This is a genomic window from Streptomyces viridifaciens (genome assembly GCF_001888885.2).
Lineage (GTDB): Bacteria > Actinomycetota > Actinomycetes > Streptomycetales > Streptomycetaceae > Kitasatospora > Kitasatospora aureofaciens.
In genome coordinates, this window is sequence record NZ_CP090841.1 from 2,572,594 (window position 1) to 2,588,552 (window position 15,959).

A 15,959-nucleotide genomic window follows, 5' to 3' on the forward strand; every position below is an offset into this window, starting at 1 on the left:
CTGCCCGCAAGTCCTTCCACGAGACCAGACAAGGACGTCCCCCGTGGCCATCAGCGTCTTCGACCTCTTCTCCATCGGCATCGGTCCGTCGAGTTCCCACACCGTCGGCCCGATGCGCGCGGCCCGGATGTTCGCCCGCCGGCTGCGCTCCGAAGGCCTGCTGGACCGGGTCACCGGCGTGCGCGCCGAGCTGTACGGCTCGCTGGGCGCCACCGGCCACGGCCACGGCACCCCGAAGGCCGTCCTGCTGGGGCTGGAGGACAACTCGCCCCGCACCGTCGACGTCGACCAGGCGGACAAGGACGTCGAGCGGATCATCGCCGAGAAGCGGCTCAGCCTGCTCGGCGAGCACCCCGTCGACTTCGACCCCGACACCCAGCTGGTCCTGCACCGGCGCCGCTCGCTGCCGTACCACGCCAACGGCATGACCCTGTGGGCCTACGCGGCGGACGGCTCCACGCTGCTGGAGAAGACCTACTACTCGGTCGGCGGCGGCTTCGTCGTGGACGAGGACGCGATCGGTGCGGACCGGGTCAAGCCCGACGACACCGTGCTGCGCTACCCCTTCCGCACCGGCGAGGAGCTGCTGCGGCTCACCCGGGAGACCGGGCTGTCGATCTCCGGCCTGATGCTGGAGAACGAGAAGGCCTGGCGCAGCGAGGAGGAGATCCGGACCGGTCTGCTGGAGATCTGGTCCGTGATGCAGGAGTGCGTGCGGGCCGGGATGACCCGCGAGGGGATCCTGCCAGGCGGGCTGAAGGTCCGCCGCCGGGCCGCCGCGGCAGCGCGTGCGCTGCGCGCCGAGGGGATCGGCCCGGCCAACGCGATGGAGTGGGTGACGCTCTACGCGATGGCGGTCAACGAGGAGAACGCCTCCGGGCGCCGGGTGGTCACCGCGCCCACCAACGGCGCGGCGGGCATCATCCCCGCCACCCTGCACTACTACCTGAACTTCATCCCGGGTGCCGACGACGACGGCATCGTCCGCTTCCTGCTCGCAGCCGGCGCCATCGGCATGCTCTTCAAGGAGAACGCCTCCATCTCCGGCGCCGAGGTCGGCTGCCAGGGCGAGGTCGGCTCCGCCTGCTCGATGGCCGCGGGCGGCCTCGCCGAGGTCCTCGGCGGCACCCCCGAGCAGGTCGAGAACGCCGCCGAGATCGGCATCGAGCACAACCTCGGCCTCACCTGCGACCCGGTCGGCGGCCTGGTCCAGATCCCCTGCATCGAGCGCAACGGCATGGCGTCGGTCAAGGCCGTCACCGCGGCCCGGATGGCGCTGCGCGGCGACGGGCGCCACCACGTCTCGCTGGACAAGGCGATCAAGACGATGAAGGAGACCGGCGCCGACATGAAGATCAAGTACAAGGAGACCTCGCGCGGCGGCCTCGCCGTGAACGTCATCGAGTGCTGATCACGGACGCCTGACGGTCGGCCCCCGGACGCAACCCCGTAGCGCCCGGGGGCCGACCCGCTAGGCCGTGGCCTAGTTCGGGACCGCCGCCCGCTCCGCCGGCGCCGCGGCTTCCCGCGGCTCCGGTGCGGAGGCCGGCCGGGCCAGGCAGGCGACCGCCGTCGCCACCGCCGCCAGGGCTGCGCCCCCGGCCACCGTGCCGTGCAGCCCGCTGGTGACCGCCGTCCCGACGGCGTCCCGGACGGCCGGCGGAAGGCCCGCCAGCGAGGCCGGGGTGAGCCCGCCACCGCCGGTCAGCCGGCCGGCCTCGGCCGGGCCCAGCCGCGCCCCCAGCGAGGCGGTCAGCCGTGCCGTGTAGACCGCGCCCAGGGCGGCCGTCCCGAGCGAGCCGCCGATGCTGCGCAGCAGGGTCACCACGCCCATCGCGGCACCCATGTCCCGGCGCGGCACGGCGGCCATCGAGGTCAGCATGGTGCTCTGCATCAGCAGTCCGATGCCGATCCCGGCGACGGCGGTGAGCCCGGAGGCCCACGCCAGCGGCGTGTCCGTCCCCAGGAGCAGCAGGAGCGCGGACCCGGCCAGGGCCAGCACCCCGCCCAGCAGCGGGTAGCGCCGCTCGCCGCCGGGCCGGCCCATCAGCCGGGCGGTGACCAGCTGGGTGCCCATCATGCCGAGCATCAGCGGCAGCAGGAGCAGCCCGCCGGTGGTCGGCGACGCGCCCTGGACGAGCTGGAGGTACTGCGGCAGGTAGCCGATCAGGGCGAGCATGACCGCGCCGGTGAGGAAGCCCAGCACCTGGGACACCGTGAAGTTGCGGTTGCGGAACAGCGCGGGCGGGACCAGCGGTCCGGGGGCGCGCCGCTCGGTCCGGACGAACAGGGCCAGCGCGGCGACCGCGACCGCCCCCGTTCCGAGGATCAGCGGGGACGTCCAGGCGTACAGCGTCCCGCCCCAGCTGCTGACCAGGGTGAGCCCGAGGATGCCGGTGGTCAGCAGGACGACCCCGGCCCGGTCGAAGGGGGCACGGGCCCGCTCGGCCTTCGGCAGCCGCACCCCGGCGCCGACCGCGAGCAGGGCGAACACACCGACTGGCAGGTTGACGTAGAAGGCCCAGCGCCAGCTGAGCCGGTCGGTGAGGAAGCCGCCGAGCAGCGGGCCGCCGACGAAGGCGATCGGCATCAGCACGCCGATCACCGACTGCACCCGGCCCCGGTCGGAGGCGGGCACGAGCACCCCGATCACCGAGAGCGCGCCGACCATCAGCCCGCCGGCACCGATCCCCTGGAGCGCCCGGAAGGCGATCAACTGGCCCATGTCCTGCGACAGCCCGGAGAGCATCGAGCCGACCAGGAACACCGCGACCGCCCACTGGTACGCGCCCTTGCGGCCGTACAGGTCGCCGAGCCGGCCCCACAGCGGGGTGGCGGCGGCGGAGGTGAGCAGGTAGGCGGTGACCGCCCAGGCGAGGTGTTCCAGTCCGCCGAGGTCGCCGACGACGGTCGGCAGCGCGGTGCCGATGATCTGGCCGTCGAGAGCCGAGAGGAAGATGCCGAGCATCAGCCCGAGCACGCCGAGCAGTGGCGGCTTGGGGCGGTCGTCGAGCGGTTCCGCGGTCATGGCCGTTCCCCCTTTCCGGGGCTCAGGCGGCGAACGGGCGGGTCCGCCGGGCATCCCGCAACGCGTGGGCCCACCAGGCCAGCTGGTCGAGCAGGGTCTTGGCGGCGGCGTCGGCGGCCGGGTCGCGCGGCTTGCCGTCGGCGTCGAAGGCCTGCGCGGCGCCGTGGAAGCTGACCGTGTTGCGGATCGTCACACTGTTCAACTCGGCCATCACCACGCGCAGTTGCTCCACCGCCCGGAGGCCGCCGGAGAGCCCGCCGTAGGAGACGAAACCGATCGGCTTGCCGTGCCACTGCTGGTTGTGCCAGTCGATGGCGTTCTTCAGCGGGGCCGGGAAGCTGTGGTTGTACTCGGGCGTGACGAACACGAAGGCGTCGGCGGCCGCCAGCCTGGGCGACACGGCCGCCAGCAACTCCGCCTCGCCGGGCGGCAGTTCGCCGCCGAAGGGCGGAAAGACGGTGGGCAGCGGGGTGGCGGCCAGGTCGACCAGGTCGGCGGTCATGTCCTCGCGGGCGCCCAGGTGGCCGAGCAGCCAGTCGGCGACGACCGGGCCGAAGCGGCCGGTGCGGGTGCTGCCGAGGATGACCGCGATCTTCAGGTCCTGATCGATGGACATGATTGTTCCCCCTCCGGGACGATGTGTACGCCGTATCGGCTCGATACAACGTACACACGAATATGTACGGCGTCCACTCTCGAGATACGCCGTACACGCGAGTGGTACGGTGGACACCTCCAGCCGGAAGGAGCCCGCCCCCATGCCCGCTCAGCAGGCCCCCACCGGGGACAGCGACGCCGCAGCCGACGACCGCGACAAGCCGCAGCCCTCACTCTGGGAGCGGCTCGACCGCCCCTCCCCCGCGCCGCGCACCACCCTGACCCCGCACCGGATCGCCGAGGCCGCGGTCGCCATCGCCGACACCGAGGGCCTGGACGCCGTCACCATGCGCCGCCTCGCCACCGCCCTCGGCGTGGCCCCGATGGCCGCCTACCGGTACGTCTCCGGCAAGGACGAACTCATCGAGCTGATGGTCGACTTCGTGTACGGGCAGCTCCCCCTGGACACCCCCGCCGACGGCTGGCGCGAAGCCATGCACTCCCTCGCCGTCCACCTGCGCGCCATGAACCTGGCCCACCCCTGGATCGCCCGGGCGGCCACCCCGTTCTCCCTCAGCCCCAACCAACTCGCGGTCCCGGAACGGGCGTTCGCCGCCCTCGCCGAACGCGGCCTGGACGCCGACACCACCATGGCGGTCTTCCGCACCGTCGCCGTCTACGTCCACGGCTCGTCCGCCTCCGAGGTCGCCCTTGAGGACCTGCGCCGCGCCCGCGGCTGGTCCGACGGCGACGAGACCCGGGCCGGCCTGGCCCCCCGGATGACCTACCTGATGGGCACCGGCCGCTACCCCTCCTACCAGCAGTACCTGCAGCAGGCCACCCGCAAGGACGACCCCGACTGGCACTTCACCACCGGCCTCGACTGCGTCCTCGACGGCATCGCCGCCCACTTCGGCATCTGAGCCCGCTACGACCCCGCCGCCTCCAGGCGGGCAGCGACGGCCGACAGCCGCCCCATGGCACGCGCCACGCCGAGCCCGTCCATGTAGTCGCGGACGTGCACCAGTTGCCCTCCCCGGGCCCGCATCACCAGCAGTCCGGGGAGGGCGAACTCCTTGCCCGTGGAGGCCACCGTCCCGACCACCAGCTGCTCCACGGTGAGCACCTCCGGATCGGCGCCCGGGTGGACCGCGACCTGCCGGATCTCCCGCGGCCGGGCCTCACTCGCACCCCAGGCCGCCCGGTACCCGGCCCGCACCTCCTCGCGCCCCCGGTAGCGCTCGGGCATCCCCGGGAACAGGAACGGGAACTCGTGCACCCCGTCCTCGGCGTACAGCTCGGCCAGCGCATCCGCATCCAGGTCGAGCATCGCCCGCCGGTAGCGGGCGAGCAGCTCAAGCGGGCCGGGCGTAGCGGATTCCGACATGACTGCAGACCCCTTCGTCAACGGACGGGAAGACCAGAACCCCTGCGCGGCAGTCCACTTGGCCCCGCTGATCGCTCGATCAACCGCACCCTACCCACTGAGCGGCGAGTCCCCCACGGAGAGGTATCCCACCCAGCGCCGGTGCCCTTCCAGCAGTCGTACCGCCGTCCCACGGACGGAGTCCTCCGGCGCGAGGCCGAGCCGCCGGGCCACTTCGTCCAGGTCCACGGTGAGCCGGGCCAGTGGGCGCAGCGCCTCGGCTGCGGACTGGAACAGCGAAAACCGGGAGATCTCCGGTTCGTCCACGGCGCCCAGTCAACCAGCCGCCGCTGCACAGGAAGTCGGCCGGTCCGACTTCCTGTGCGTGGAACTTCGAACCCCCGCAGGAGTCGCTGTCGGGGGCCTCTCGTACGCTCTCGACCGATCGATCGCGGAGCTGAAGAGCGGGACGGGGAACGGGGATGCCGGACGTGATGGACCTGCCGGAGGGGCTGACGCACGAGCCCAGTCGCGAGCACCTGTTGACGGAGGGGCTGCCCGGGGACGGCGCGTTCCTGGAGTTCCGCGCTCCCGTCGCTGCGCCTGGTGGAGGCGGGCGCTGGTTCGTCATCGGTGAGGCGGTGTACGGCGACCCGGTCGCCCTGGACGGGGTGACCGGCGAGCTGCGGCTCGGCGACGGGTCCGAGGGCGACCTGCTGGCCACCTCGCTGCCCGCGCTGGTGGCCCTGGTCCGGGAGGTCGAGGCGGTCGCGACCGGCGCCGGGGGCCCCGGCGCCCACGGGGGCCGCCGGGGCGCGGCGGTGGTGGACGCCGTGGTGGCGGCCGCCGAGCAGCGGATGCGGGCGGTCGACGAGCCGCTGTTCGCCGGTACCGCCCGGCCGGCGCACTGGTGCACGGCGCTGCTGGTCGCGTCGCTGGCCTGGGGTGCCCGCCCCGGCGAACCGGGCGGCCCCGCCTACGCCTTCGAACCGGACCTCGTCGAGGACCTCGCCCGGCTGGTCGGCGGGGACGGGGACGGCGCCGTCCGCCGCTACCGCGCCGAGGACCTGCCCGCCGAGCTCACCCACGAGCCGACCCGGCGGCTCCTCGTCGAGGCGGGCCTGCCGCTGGACAGCGAGATGTTCGGCGTCGACCCCGACGACCCGCTCGCCGCCCTGGACTCCACCCACCCCGGCCGCCTCGCCCTCGCCTACTGGCCGCACGACCTGGTGATCGCACTCGACGGCGCGACCGGCCGCCTGGAGCTGCCCGGCCTGTACGGGGCCGACGACCCGGCGTCGTACCTGCACCGGGACGTCTCCGCCCTGCTCTACGCCCTGTGGACGTACGAGCGGCTGCGCGCCGACCATGACCGCTGGGAGTACGTGGAGGACGAGGCCGAGGGCGAGGACTGGCACGTGTTCGACCCCCAGTTGTTCCTGCGGACCGTCGTCGAGGAGCTGGTCGAGCGGGTGGACCCGGAGGCCTGGGCGACCCCTCGCCACTCCTGGCGCCTCCTCGCCGAAGACCCGTACACCGGCGGCCTCCTGGGCTGAGCGGGCCGCCCGCCGCACCAGAAGTCGGACGGGCCGACTTCTGGTGCGGCACCATGCCCACCACCAGGCCCGCAGCTGGCCCCCCACGGCCACCACGAACACACCGCACAACCTCACACACAGAAAGTCGGCCCGTCCGACTTCCTGTGCAGCAGCAGACCGAGCAGCATCAGGACCGCCAGAGCGACCGCAAGCACAGCGAGCCCGCGCACCAGAAGTCGGCCCATCCGACTTCCTGTGCGGCAGCAACCGCCTACCGCCGGGCGGGGAGGGTCAGGACCCCCAGGCCGCCCGCGAGCACCGCGAGCCCGCACCAGGACACCGTCGGCAGGCGCTCGCCCAGGGCCGCGACGCCGAGGACGGCGGCGACAGCGGGTTCGGCAAGGGTCAACGTGGTGGCGATCTGTGCCGGGGTGTGCCGCAGTCCGTGGCCGAAGAGCCGGTAGGCGAGGAAGGTGGTGACCACCCCGAGATGCAGCACCACGCCCGCCCCACGCACCGAGAGCAGCCAGCCGGTCGGACCGGCGAGCAGCACCGACAGCACCAGCACGGCCGCCCCGCCGAACATCGCGCCCATCACCCCGCCGGACGGGTGCCCGGCCGCGATCAGCCGCCCGGCGATCAGCGAGTACACCGCGTACGAGAGCCCGGAGAGCGCCGCCAACAGCGCCCCGAGCAGATCCACCGTCGAGCCGCCACCGGTGAGTTGGGGCCCGAGCACCAGCACCCCGCAGCCGAGCACGGCCAGCGCGGTGGCCCCGGCCCACCGCCCGCTCGGCCGCCCCTGCCGGGCGAGCCACCCGAGCAGTCCGGTGAACACCGGCGCGCTGCCCAGCGCGATCACGGTCGCCACCGCGACCCCGGTGCGGGTCACCGCCGGGTAGAAGGTGACCGGGTACCCCACCACGGCCACCGCCCCGACCACCAGCAGCCACCGCTCAACCATCCCGCACACCCGGGGCAGCGCCCACGCGGCGCGGTCGGTGAGGAACAGCAGCGAGCCACCGAGCACCAGCGCGGCGGCCCCGATCCCGGCCGCCGGAGCGCCTGCGGGCGCGAACGAGGCGGCCGTTCCGGTGGTGCCCCACAACAGCGCGGAGACCAGGATCGGCAGCGGCCCGTCGATCGGGCGGGTACGGCGAGGAGCGGGGGTCAGACGAGCGCGCTCAGGCGCGGACAAACGATTCGGCACAGTCGTGAACTTCCGTCGTCGAAGACCATCAGAGGAACTGGTTTCGAAGCGGGCGCACGCCACAGAACCCCCTGGGCGGGGGCGACGGGATCAAGCCACCGACTGCGTGCGCCCGGTCAGGCGCTGAGCGGTGGCAGCACGACGTGCCAGTACGAGTTCACGGGCCCGATGGTACCCGGCCTGCGCGGGAAGTCGACGGGCCCGACTTCCTGCGCAGGCACACTTCAAGCCGGGGTGATCGCCGGAACGCCGGGCAGGCCTGCGAATCCGGCGGAGGCGTCGGTGGTGACCACCGTGCGGGCGGTGGTCAAGGCTGTGGCCGCGATGATCAGGTCGTGAGCCCCGCGCGGCTTGCCCTGTCTCCGCACGTGCGCCATCAGCCTGGCGTGAATACGGGCCGTGTCGGGCGTGTAGTCCTCCACCGGGACGACCGCGAGAATCGCATCCACGAAGCTCTGACGGCGAAGATGACGAACATCGTCGGGGAGCTCACTCCCAGGTGCAGTTCGGCTGCGGTGATTGCCGCGATGGCCACGTCATCGGCGGGACCGAACAACGCAGGGGCGCCGGTGCGCTCTGCCTGGATCAGGACACCCGTGTCGAGATCGTCCCGCCGTGTTCTGCCGAGTCCAGCACGGCGGCGAAGCTTCTGGAAGCCTCTGTTGCAGTCATCCGCCTCATGGAATCAGATGATCTGAGGCCGAGCAGGCCGGCGAGGGGAGCGCGAGCTCGAACCAGACGGTTTTGCCGATGTAGCCCTCGCCGCGCGGGTGGGCGCCCCAGGAGGAGGCGAGGGCGGCGACGAGTTCCAGGCCCCGGCCGGACTCGTCGTCGGGGGCGGCGTGGCGGAGGGTCGGCAACTCGGGGTTCGCGTCGGAGACCTCGATGCGGAGCAGGGAGGCGGTGGGGAGGAGAACCCGGACTCCGATCATCCGGTCACGCGGCGAGCGGGCGTGGCGGCAGGCGTTGGTGACCAGTTCGCTGAGCAGGATCAGCGCGGTCTCGGCGGAGTCGACGGGCACCTCCCACTCGAAGGCCAGCCGGAGGAAGCGGATCCGGGCACGGCCGGCACTGCGGGGCAGGCGGGGGAACATCCACTCGACGGCATCGAGGGGCTGAGTGAGCATCGGATTCCTTGAGGAGGTGTACGGAGGGCGTCACTCGGGAGGGCTGAGTTCGGCCATTTCACCCTTCAAGGGTCGGCAGGCGGGCATAGCCTCGGGAGTAACGCCGGTGGTACGGCGAGAGCTTGAACCGCCCTGTGACCAGGGCAGGGAGGGGCGCGGGACCGTGAGCACGCCGAAGGAAAACCCGATGTCGTGGAAGTACTGCGGCGATCAGCTCAAGCGGTGGCGTGAAAAGGCGGGCGTGACGCGGGAGCAGCTGAGCCAGGCGGCGTGCTACGACATCGAGAGCGTGCGGTCGATGGAGGCGGGGAGGCGGAAGCCCTCGCTCAAGCTGCTGCAGGTGGCGGATGAGCTGTGCGACGCGAAGGGGATGTTGGTGGGCGCGGCAGAGTTTCTGAAGCCCGAGAAGTTCCCCTCCTTCTCCCAGGACTTCATGAAGTACGAGCCCGAGGCGATTGTCTTGAGCTCATACGAAAGCCAACTCATCCCAGGCCTGCTTCAGACCGAAGCTATCGCCCGGTCTCTGTTGAACGCACACTGGCCGCCGCTGGACGACGACACCGTGGAAGAGCGGGTTTCAGCCCGATTGGCTCGGCAGGCGATCCTGGGCAAGCAGACCAAGTCATTCAGCTTTCTCATCGATGAGTTCGCCCTCCTGCGCCGGTTCGGCACCGCTCCGGAACACAAGGAGCAGTTGAGGCACCTGCTTGACGCCAGCAAGCCTCGACACATCGACATCCAGGTAGTGCCGGCCAGGTGTGTTCACCCGGGAGTCAATGGCGCATTCGTCCTGCTGGAAACGGCCGATCACGAGCGCTTTGCCTACGAGGAGGGCCAGTCCATGGGCTTCCTGTATGCCGAACCGGAGAAGGTAAATCTGCTGTGGCAGCGCCATGCAATGATCCTCCGGCAGGCCCTCAGCCCCGAGGAGTCGGCTCGTTTCATCAGCAAGTTGGCGGAGGAGCTATGAGCACCAACCTGACCTGGGTGAAGTCCAGCTACAGCGGGACTGAAGGCGGCAACTGCGTCGAAGTCGCTTCCAGCCCCTCCGCCGTCCACGTCCGCGACTCCAAGGACAAGGCCGGCCCGACCCTCGCCTTCTCCCCCGAGGCCTGGTCCGCCTTCGTCTCCTTCGCGTCCGAAGCTCAAGCAGCGCGAGTCGAGTGACCCTTTAGTCGAACGGGTGGGTAACCACCTACCAACCACACCCGCACGCAGCAGATATGACTTATCGTCACGAGTTCTCCACAGCCGGTTCCGCCGTGTAGCGTGCGCAGCGACGAAACAACCCCCGCCGGTGCGCCAACACCGAACGGGGGTCTGACCGGCACGATCGAAAGAGACTCGATCCTGTGGCTACCCACGACTCTACCGCCATGGCCACCCCCGGGTACGGCAAGCAGTCCGCCCCGGAGCAACTCCCCCGCTCCGCTGCCGACTTCTCCCACCTCCCGGCGCGCGAGGCCTACATCGCCTCGCTCATCGACCACCTCCCCGACGGCGCCGCCATGGACGTCAAGACCCTCGCCGTCCTCCAGCCCCACTACGGGCAGATGGCCTGCCGCACGGTGCTCAACAACCTCTCCACCGCAGGTCACCTGCGCCGGGTCCGCGAGCGCATCAGCTCCAAGGACTGCCGCTGGGTGTTCCGCACCTACTTCTCCCGCACGCCCCGCTCCGACGCGTGGTGGACGCAGTTCCTCACCACTGGCGAGGCGTCCGAGGCAGGCGAGGCGTCAACGTCCGGAGCACCCGATCCCCCCAAGGAGCGAACGCTCAACCGCACCTCTCCCACCTCGGCCGCGTACGCGGCGCTCGCCGGTCTCGGCCTTGCCGACGCCCGCCTCGCCCTCTCCGCCGCCGACTGCGCGGCCCTCGAACCGCTCGCCGCCGAATGGCTGGCCCGGGGCGCCACCCCCGCCCTCTTCACCGCCGCTCTCACCGCAGGCCTCCCGCCGGACGGCGTCCACAGCCCGGCGGCCTTCACCCGCCGCCGTCTGACTCGACAAGATGCCCCCCGAACGGCCCCGCCCGGAGTCTCCCGCCACCCGCGTCATCGAGTGCACCGACTGCCGCACACCCTGCCGCCCGCACGCCCTCCTCGGCGGCCTCTGCCGCGCCTGCCGTGGCACCCCGAAGGCCCCACCACCCCGTCGGCATCTCTCCCCCGCCGCTGTTCGCGAACATGCCGCCCGGGCCCGTCAGGCAATGATCAGCTCATCGGGATCATGAATAATCACAGGCTAGGGCGTTAACCTATGCAAAATCCAAAGGTGAAGTAGATGACAAACCTTTCAATCCAAGACGCCCGGTTTGCCCGCATGCTGAGATCCGTGCGATAGTCGACTCGTCGAACTTCGGCGGGCCCGACCTGGCACTGCCGACGCCCATCGCGCGGCACGCACCCCCTTGGCCGGCGCGATGACTTGCAGGGGCCCCCACCGCCGACCACGGCGAGCCCGGGGGCCCTGCGCGTATCCGGAGCCGGAAGAGTCCCCTCAGTGCCGCTCGCGGATCTTCAGCTCGAACCAGACGCCCTTGCCGCGCGGCAGCAGGTCGGCGCCCCAGCGGTCGGCGAGGTCGTCGACGATCCTCAGCCCGCGGCCGCGCTCGTTCACCGGCTTGGCCTCGGCGAGGATCATGCAGGGCAGCGCCCGGGAGGAGTCGCGGACCTCGATCCGCAGCCAACCGGGCTTTCGGCTGACCTCCAGGCCGATGGTGCGCCCCGCGGCGTGCCGCACCGCGTTGGACACCAGCTCACTGGTCAACAACTCCCCGGCCTCCAGGTGCTGGTGGAGGTCCCAGGACTCCAGGACGTTCAACACCAGCCGGCGGGCCACCGGGCCCGACTCCGGACGGGACGGCAGCCGGACCTCGTTCGGCGCGGACGGGTCGCACAGTCTGCCGGAGTACATCTCCTGCAGCTCCTCCGAGCTGAGCCGCTCCAGTGCCGAGAGCGCACCCTGGACGTCGATCCACGACGCCTCCGCGACCACGCCGGCCGCGGGAACCGATGACTGATCTGTTTCGCCCCAACCCGCCATGCGGTCCATCATTGCGGAACGCAAGCAGCCGCGTACGGACAATGAACAAACGATCTCCCCCGAGTCGGCATATGCCCGGAGCAACCCTGCGCCGGAAAAGAGTCGACCCGGGCCGACCGAAGTCAAGCCCGGGTTGACGTCGAACCGCGTCTACCTGGCGATCACCACTTGCTCCACGGCACGTTCCAGCCGCTCAGCCCGTTCGCCGGGTCGAGCGTCTCCTTCTTGACCGAGTTCTTCACGATGACCACGTCCCCGACCAGCGAGTCCGCGTAGAACTTGCCCATCGTGGTGGAGTCACCGCCGCCCTTGACGTCGCGCAGGCCCACGCAGCCGTGGCTGACGTTGTCCTCGCCGAAGGCGCCACCGCTCCAGTAGTTCCCGTGCACGTACGTGCCGGTGGTGGTCAGCCGCATCGAGTGCGGGACCTGGAGGTCGTACGGCGAACCGGTCATGCCGGGCAGCGTGCTGGACTGCATCCGCACCGTGCCCTCCTTCGACATGACCACCATCGTGCCGTTCCAGGTGGGGTGTTCGTCCGAACCGGAGGTGATGTCGATGTCGCTCGACGCCCCGTTCTCGGCCACCGTCATCCTGTGCGCGGCGGCGTCAACCGTCGAAACCTTGGATCGCCCGATCGTGAAGGGCTCGTCCCGGTCGGTGCCGTACACCCCGGGGGCGATCTCCACGCTCTTGAGGCGGTATTGCACCGTCACCTTGGTGCCCGGCTTCCAGTACTCCTCCGGCCGGAAGTCCAGCCGCCGGTCGTCGAACCAGTGGCCCTTGACCGCGGTGCCGTTGTCGGTCTCGAAGGTGATGCCCTTCGCGACCGCGTCCTTGTTGGCGACGTCCTTGCTGAACTCCACCGAGACGATCATGCCGACGCCGTACGTCGCGTTGTCGTCCACGTTGTCGGAGGCCTTGGCCAGCGCCGCCGGGGTCAGCGTGGTGAAGCTGCTGTCCGCCGTGGCGACCGCGCCGTTGGCGTCCGCGGCCATCGCGCTGACCTGGTAGGCGGTGCCCACCGCGAGCCCGGCGGACGGGGTCCAGCTGGAGCCGTCCGCGGCGATCGTGCCGGGGACTTCCTTGCCCGACTTGTCGCTCACCTTGACGGTGGTGAGCTTGCCGCCCGTCGCCCCGATCTTGAGCGCACCCGGCGCCACGTCCACCGCGCCGTTCTTCGGCTCGATGCTCACCGCGGCCGTCGAGACCTTCGGCGCCGAACTCCCGGGCGCCGCCGCGGACGCGGCCGCCCCGGCCCCGATATCGGCCTTGGCGGCGCTCCCGCCCCCACCACCGCCGCCACTGCAGGCCGCGGTCAACGCCATCGCCCCGCCGATCAGACCGACGGCCATCACTCTGCGTATCGACCTCACGTCGATCCCTCCCTTGCTCCCCGCGGCCCCGACGGACCCGACCCCATAGATGTGCCGCGCCACCGGAAAGGTTGCGCCATTCGGGGGGCTTCCCGCCCCGAAAACCGGGGGGCCCGACCCCAACGGGTGAGGTCCGGGCCGCCCGGCGACGAACTGACGGGCCTACCAGTTGGCCCAGGACACGTTCCAGCCGCCCAGCCCGTTGGAGGGCGAGACGGTCTTCTCCTTGGTGTTCACGATCTTCACCACGTCGCCGACCATCGAGTCGTTGTAGAACTTGCCGGCGACCGAGCTGTCGCTGCCGCCCTTCACGTCCTGCATCGAGATGCAGCCATGGCTGCCGTTGGACTTGCCGAAGGGGTTGGACCAGTAGTTGCCGTGCAGGAAGGTGCCCGAGGTGGTCAGCCGCATCGCGTGCGGCACGTCCTGGATGTCGTACTCGCCACCGAGACCGACGGTCTGCGAGTTCATCCGGGTGACCTTCTCCTTGTCCATGATCACCATCGTTCCGCCCCAGGAAGGCGTCGCGTCCGCGCCCAGGGTGACCGGCAGGGTGGTGCTCTTGCCGTCCCGCTCGACCGTCATCTGGTGCGTCTTGGCGTCCGCGGTGGAGATCATCGACCGGCCGATGGTGAACGGCTCGTCCTTGTCCACGTCGCCGTAGACCCCCGGCGCGATCTCGACGCTCTTCAGCCGGTACTTGATGGTCACCTTGGTGCCCGGCTTCCAGTACTCCTCCGGGCGGAAGTCCACCCGGCGGCTGTCGAACCAGTGGCCCTTGACCACCGTGCCGTTGTCGGTCTCGAAGGTGATGCCCTTGAGGACGGCGTCCTTGTTCTTGACGTCCTTGTTGAAGTCCACCGAGACGATCATGCCGACGCCGTAGGTGGCGCCGTCGGCGATGTTGTCGTTGGTGGAGACCTTCTTCTCCGGCGTCAGCGTGGTGAACGAGGTGGTCGACGCGGCCACCAGGCCCGCGTCGTCCTTCGCCTGCGCGTTCACCTTGTACGCCATGCCGACGGCCAGCGCCGCCGCGGGCTTCCAGCCGCTGCCGTCCGCGGTGATCGCACCCTCGACCGGCTTGCCGTTCTTGTCGGTCACCTCGACCGTGGTCAGCTTGCCCTTGGAGACGGACACCTGCAGCGCGTTCGGCGCGACGTCCTGGGCGCCGTCCTTCGGCTCGACCGCGAGCACGGCCGCCGAGGCCTTCGCCGCCCCCGGGGCAGCGCTCCCGTTGGCGTCGGCCGGCGCCGAGGCCGCACTGTCGCCGGACGAGCCGCCCTTGTCGTCGTTGCACGCCGCGGTGAGCAGCAGCACCCCACCCATGACCAGCGCCATCGCACCCCTGCGCCGGTAACGGCTGGTGGTCCGTATCGCTGCGCCGACCGTCTTCCCCGTCTTCACGGAATCTCCCCTCCCGGTACTCACTCACTTGACGCGCTGGGCGCCCCCATGAGTTGCACGGGGTACCGAACTTTCACGCCGGACCCCGACGCGCCGGAGCAGGATAACTGGGCCGTCCGGGTGAACCATCGGAGGAGGTGGGGTGAAGAGCGCAGGACGTGCCCGACAATTCGCGCCCCGCGGGAATTGTCGGACACTCCCTACTGCCCCCACTGCTCCCAGGGCAGGTTCCAGTCCCCCAGCCCGTTCGACGGCGGCACGAAGTCCCCGGCCGAGGCCCGCACCTCGAGCACGTCCCCCGGAATGGTGTGCTCGAACAGCCAGGCCGCCGGGGTGTCCTTGCCCGTCCCGCCCTTGACGTCCGCCAGGCCGATGCAGCCGTGGCTGAGGTTGGCGGTGCCGAACACCCCCGGGTCCGCCCAGTAGTTGCCGTGCACGAAGGTGCCGGAGGCGGTCAGCCGCATCGCGTGCGGGACGTCCTTGATGTCGTACTCGTCCCCCATGCCGACGGTCTGCGAGTTCATCCGGGTCAGCTTGTACTTCTCCGACACCACCATCACCCCCCGGTAGGTGGGGTGGTCGGGGCTCCCCCCGGACACCTTGAGCACCCGGAGCACCTTCCCGCCCTGCCCGGCCCGGACCGTCAGCGTGTGGGCGTCCAGATCGACCGTGGAGACCTGCGCCCGGCCGACGGTGAAGTGCAGGTCCCGGCTCTGCGTACCGAACTCCCCCGGCGCCCCCTGCACGTCCTTGAGCCGCAGCGCCACCGTCACCCTGGTCCCGGCCGCCCAGTACTGCCGCGGACGGAAGTCCAACCGCTGGTTGCCGAACCAGTGCGCGGCCACCGGCACCGGCGGATCCGCCGTCACCCGCACGGCCCGCTCCACCGCCGCCCGGTCGGTGATCGGCCTGCTCAGCCGCAACGAGACCGGCATCCCGACACCGACCGTCGAGCCGTCCTCCGGCGTGAAGAACGCCACGAAGGTGTGCGCCCGGGCCACCGTCGAGAACGCCGAATGCTGAGCCGCCCGCTGCCCCTGGTCGTCCTCCGCCACGGCATCCAGCGTGAACGCGGTACCGAGAGGCAACGGCCCGTCCGGCACCCAGGCGGCCCCGTCCGGACCGATCGTCCCGGGCAGTTCGACGCCCTTCGCATCAGCCAGCCGAACCGACACCAGCCGCCCCTGGCCGACGGTCACCCGCACCGCTCCCTCCGCCGCCACATCCTGCGCACCGTCAGCGGGCACCGCGGTCACCACCGCCCGCGAC

Annotated in this window: 17 protein-coding genes; 6 read left to right on the forward strand and 11 right to left on the reverse strand. The window is 71.1% G+C overall.

Translation table 11 applies throughout. The features are described from left to right. Positions 1-43 precede the first annotated feature (43 nt). Entirely contained in the window at positions 44-1,411 is a 1,368-nt protein-coding gene (locus tag BOQ63_RS18500) for an L-serine ammonia-lyase (RefSeq protein ID WP_030287046.1), read from the forward strand. A 72-nt stretch (positions 1,412-1,483) separates the two neighbouring features. Here the strand turns inward: BOQ63_RS18500 and BOQ63_RS18505 are convergent, their stop codons facing one another. Beyond that, positions 1,484-3,028 carry an MDR family MFS transporter gene (locus BOQ63_RS18505; RefSeq protein WP_223885970.1) on the reverse strand — a complete coding sequence of 515 codons (1,545 nt, stop codon included), beginning with the start codon at positions 3,026-3,028 and terminating at the stop codon, positions 1,484-1,486. 22 nt (positions 3,029-3,050) lie between these two features. After that, the gene (locus tag BOQ63_RS18510) at positions 3,051-3,644 is read right to left on the reverse strand and encodes an NADPH-dependent FMN reductase (protein ID WP_072654645.1); all 594 of its coding nucleotides are present in this window, start codon (positions 3,642-3,644) and stop codon (positions 3,051-3,053) included. A gap of 142 nt (positions 3,645-3,786) precedes the next feature. Between BOQ63_RS18510 and BOQ63_RS18515 the strand changes: the two genes are divergently transcribed. Continuing rightward, complete coding sequence (locus BOQ63_RS18515) at positions 3,787-4,548, forward strand: TetR/AcrR family transcriptional regulator (protein WP_030287052.1); 762 nt, start codon at positions 3,787-3,789, stop codon at positions 4,546-4,548. 5 nt (positions 4,549-4,553) lie between these two features. Here BOQ63_RS18515 and BOQ63_RS18520 read toward each other — a convergent pair whose 3' ends face one another. Continuing rightward, positions 4,554-5,012 carry a nuclear transport factor 2 family protein gene (locus BOQ63_RS18520; protein WP_037830396.1) on the reverse strand — a complete coding sequence of 153 codons (459 nt, stop codon included), beginning with the start codon at positions 5,010-5,012 and terminating at the stop codon, positions 4,554-4,556. Positions 5,013-5,102: 90 nt separating this feature from the next. Further along, the gene (locus tag BOQ63_RS18525) at positions 5,103-5,318 is read right to left on the reverse strand and encodes a hypothetical protein (protein WP_030287055.1); all 216 of its coding nucleotides are present in this window, start codon (positions 5,316-5,318) and stop codon (positions 5,103-5,105) included. Positions 5,319-5,473: 155 nt separating this feature from the next. On the opposite strand from BOQ63_RS18525, the gene BOQ63_RS18530 reads away from it, so the two are divergent. Beyond that, positions 5,474-6,547 (forward strand): SUKH-4 family immunity protein, encoded by a 1,074-nt coding sequence (locus BOQ63_RS18530; RefSeq protein WP_150475982.1) that lies wholly within the window; start codon positions 5,474-5,476, stop codon positions 6,545-6,547. A gap of 253 nt (positions 6,548-6,800) precedes the next feature. On the opposite strand, the gene BOQ63_RS18535 is transcribed toward BOQ63_RS18530, so the two are convergent. The 3 genes from BOQ63_RS18535 to BOQ63_RS18545 form a co-directional block, all read right to left on the reverse strand. Continuing rightward, a complete protein-coding gene (locus BOQ63_RS18535) occupies positions 6,801-7,727 on the reverse strand; it encodes a DMT family transporter (RefSeq protein ID WP_046385508.1) in 927 nt (308 codons plus the stop codon). A gap of 236 nt (positions 7,728-7,963) precedes the next feature. Beyond that, positions 7,964-8,188, reverse strand: a complete 225-nt coding sequence (locus tag BOQ63_RS18540; RefSeq protein ID WP_223885971.1) for a PIN domain-containing protein — start codon at positions 8,186-8,188, stop codon at positions 7,964-7,966. A gap of 228 nt (positions 8,189-8,416) precedes the next feature. Beyond that, positions 8,417-8,866, reverse strand: coding sequence for an ATP-binding protein (locus BOQ63_RS18545; protein ID WP_043388647.1), 450 nt, complete (start codon positions 8,864-8,866; stop codon positions 8,417-8,419). A 163-nt stretch (positions 8,867-9,029) separates the two neighbouring features. On the opposite strand from BOQ63_RS18545, the gene BOQ63_RS18550 reads away from it, so the two are divergent. From BOQ63_RS18550 to BOQ63_RS18560, 3 genes are all read left to right on the forward strand, one after another. Further along, on the forward strand, positions 9,030-9,836 hold the full coding sequence (locus BOQ63_RS18550; RefSeq protein ID WP_305953114.1) for a helix-turn-helix domain-containing protein: 807 nt from the start codon (positions 9,030-9,032) through the stop codon (positions 9,834-9,836). Then, on the forward strand, positions 9,833-10,033 hold the full coding sequence (locus BOQ63_RS18555) for a DUF397 domain-containing protein (RefSeq protein ID WP_072654647.1): 201 nt from the start codon (positions 9,833-9,835) through the stop codon (positions 10,031-10,033). Before BOQ63_RS18550 ends, BOQ63_RS18555 begins: the two co-directional genes overlap by 4 nt. A gap of 209 nt (positions 10,034-10,242) precedes the next feature. Further along, complete coding sequence (locus BOQ63_RS18560; RefSeq protein WP_223885972.1) at positions 10,243-11,121, forward strand: hypothetical protein; 879 nt, start codon at positions 10,243-10,245, stop codon at positions 11,119-11,121. Positions 11,122-11,364: 243 nt separating this feature from the next. Here the strand turns inward: BOQ63_RS18560 and BOQ63_RS18565 are convergent, their stop codons facing one another. The 4 genes from BOQ63_RS18565 to BOQ63_RS18580 all read right to left on the reverse strand — a co-directional run bounded on the left by BOQ63_RS18565 (position 11,365) and on the right by BOQ63_RS18580 (position 15,889). After that, a complete protein-coding gene (locus BOQ63_RS18565; protein ID WP_435796351.1) occupies positions 11,365-11,922 on the reverse strand; it encodes an ATP-binding protein in 558 nt (185 codons plus the stop codon). Positions 11,923-12,071: 149 nt separating this feature from the next. Then, a complete protein-coding gene (locus BOQ63_RS18570) occupies positions 12,072-13,286 on the reverse strand; it encodes a L,D-transpeptidase (protein ID WP_223885974.1) in 1,215 nt (404 codons plus the stop codon). Between the two features lie 162 nt (positions 13,287-13,448). Next, entirely contained in the window at positions 13,449-14,690 is a 1,242-nt protein-coding gene (locus BOQ63_RS18575; protein ID WP_223885975.1) for a L,D-transpeptidase, read from the reverse strand. Positions 14,691-14,890: 200 nt separating this feature from the next. Beyond that, complete coding sequence (locus BOQ63_RS18580) at positions 14,891-15,889, reverse strand: L,D-transpeptidase (RefSeq protein WP_232543120.1); 999 nt, start codon at positions 15,887-15,889, stop codon at positions 14,891-14,893. Positions 15,890-15,959: the final 70 nt, after the last annotated feature.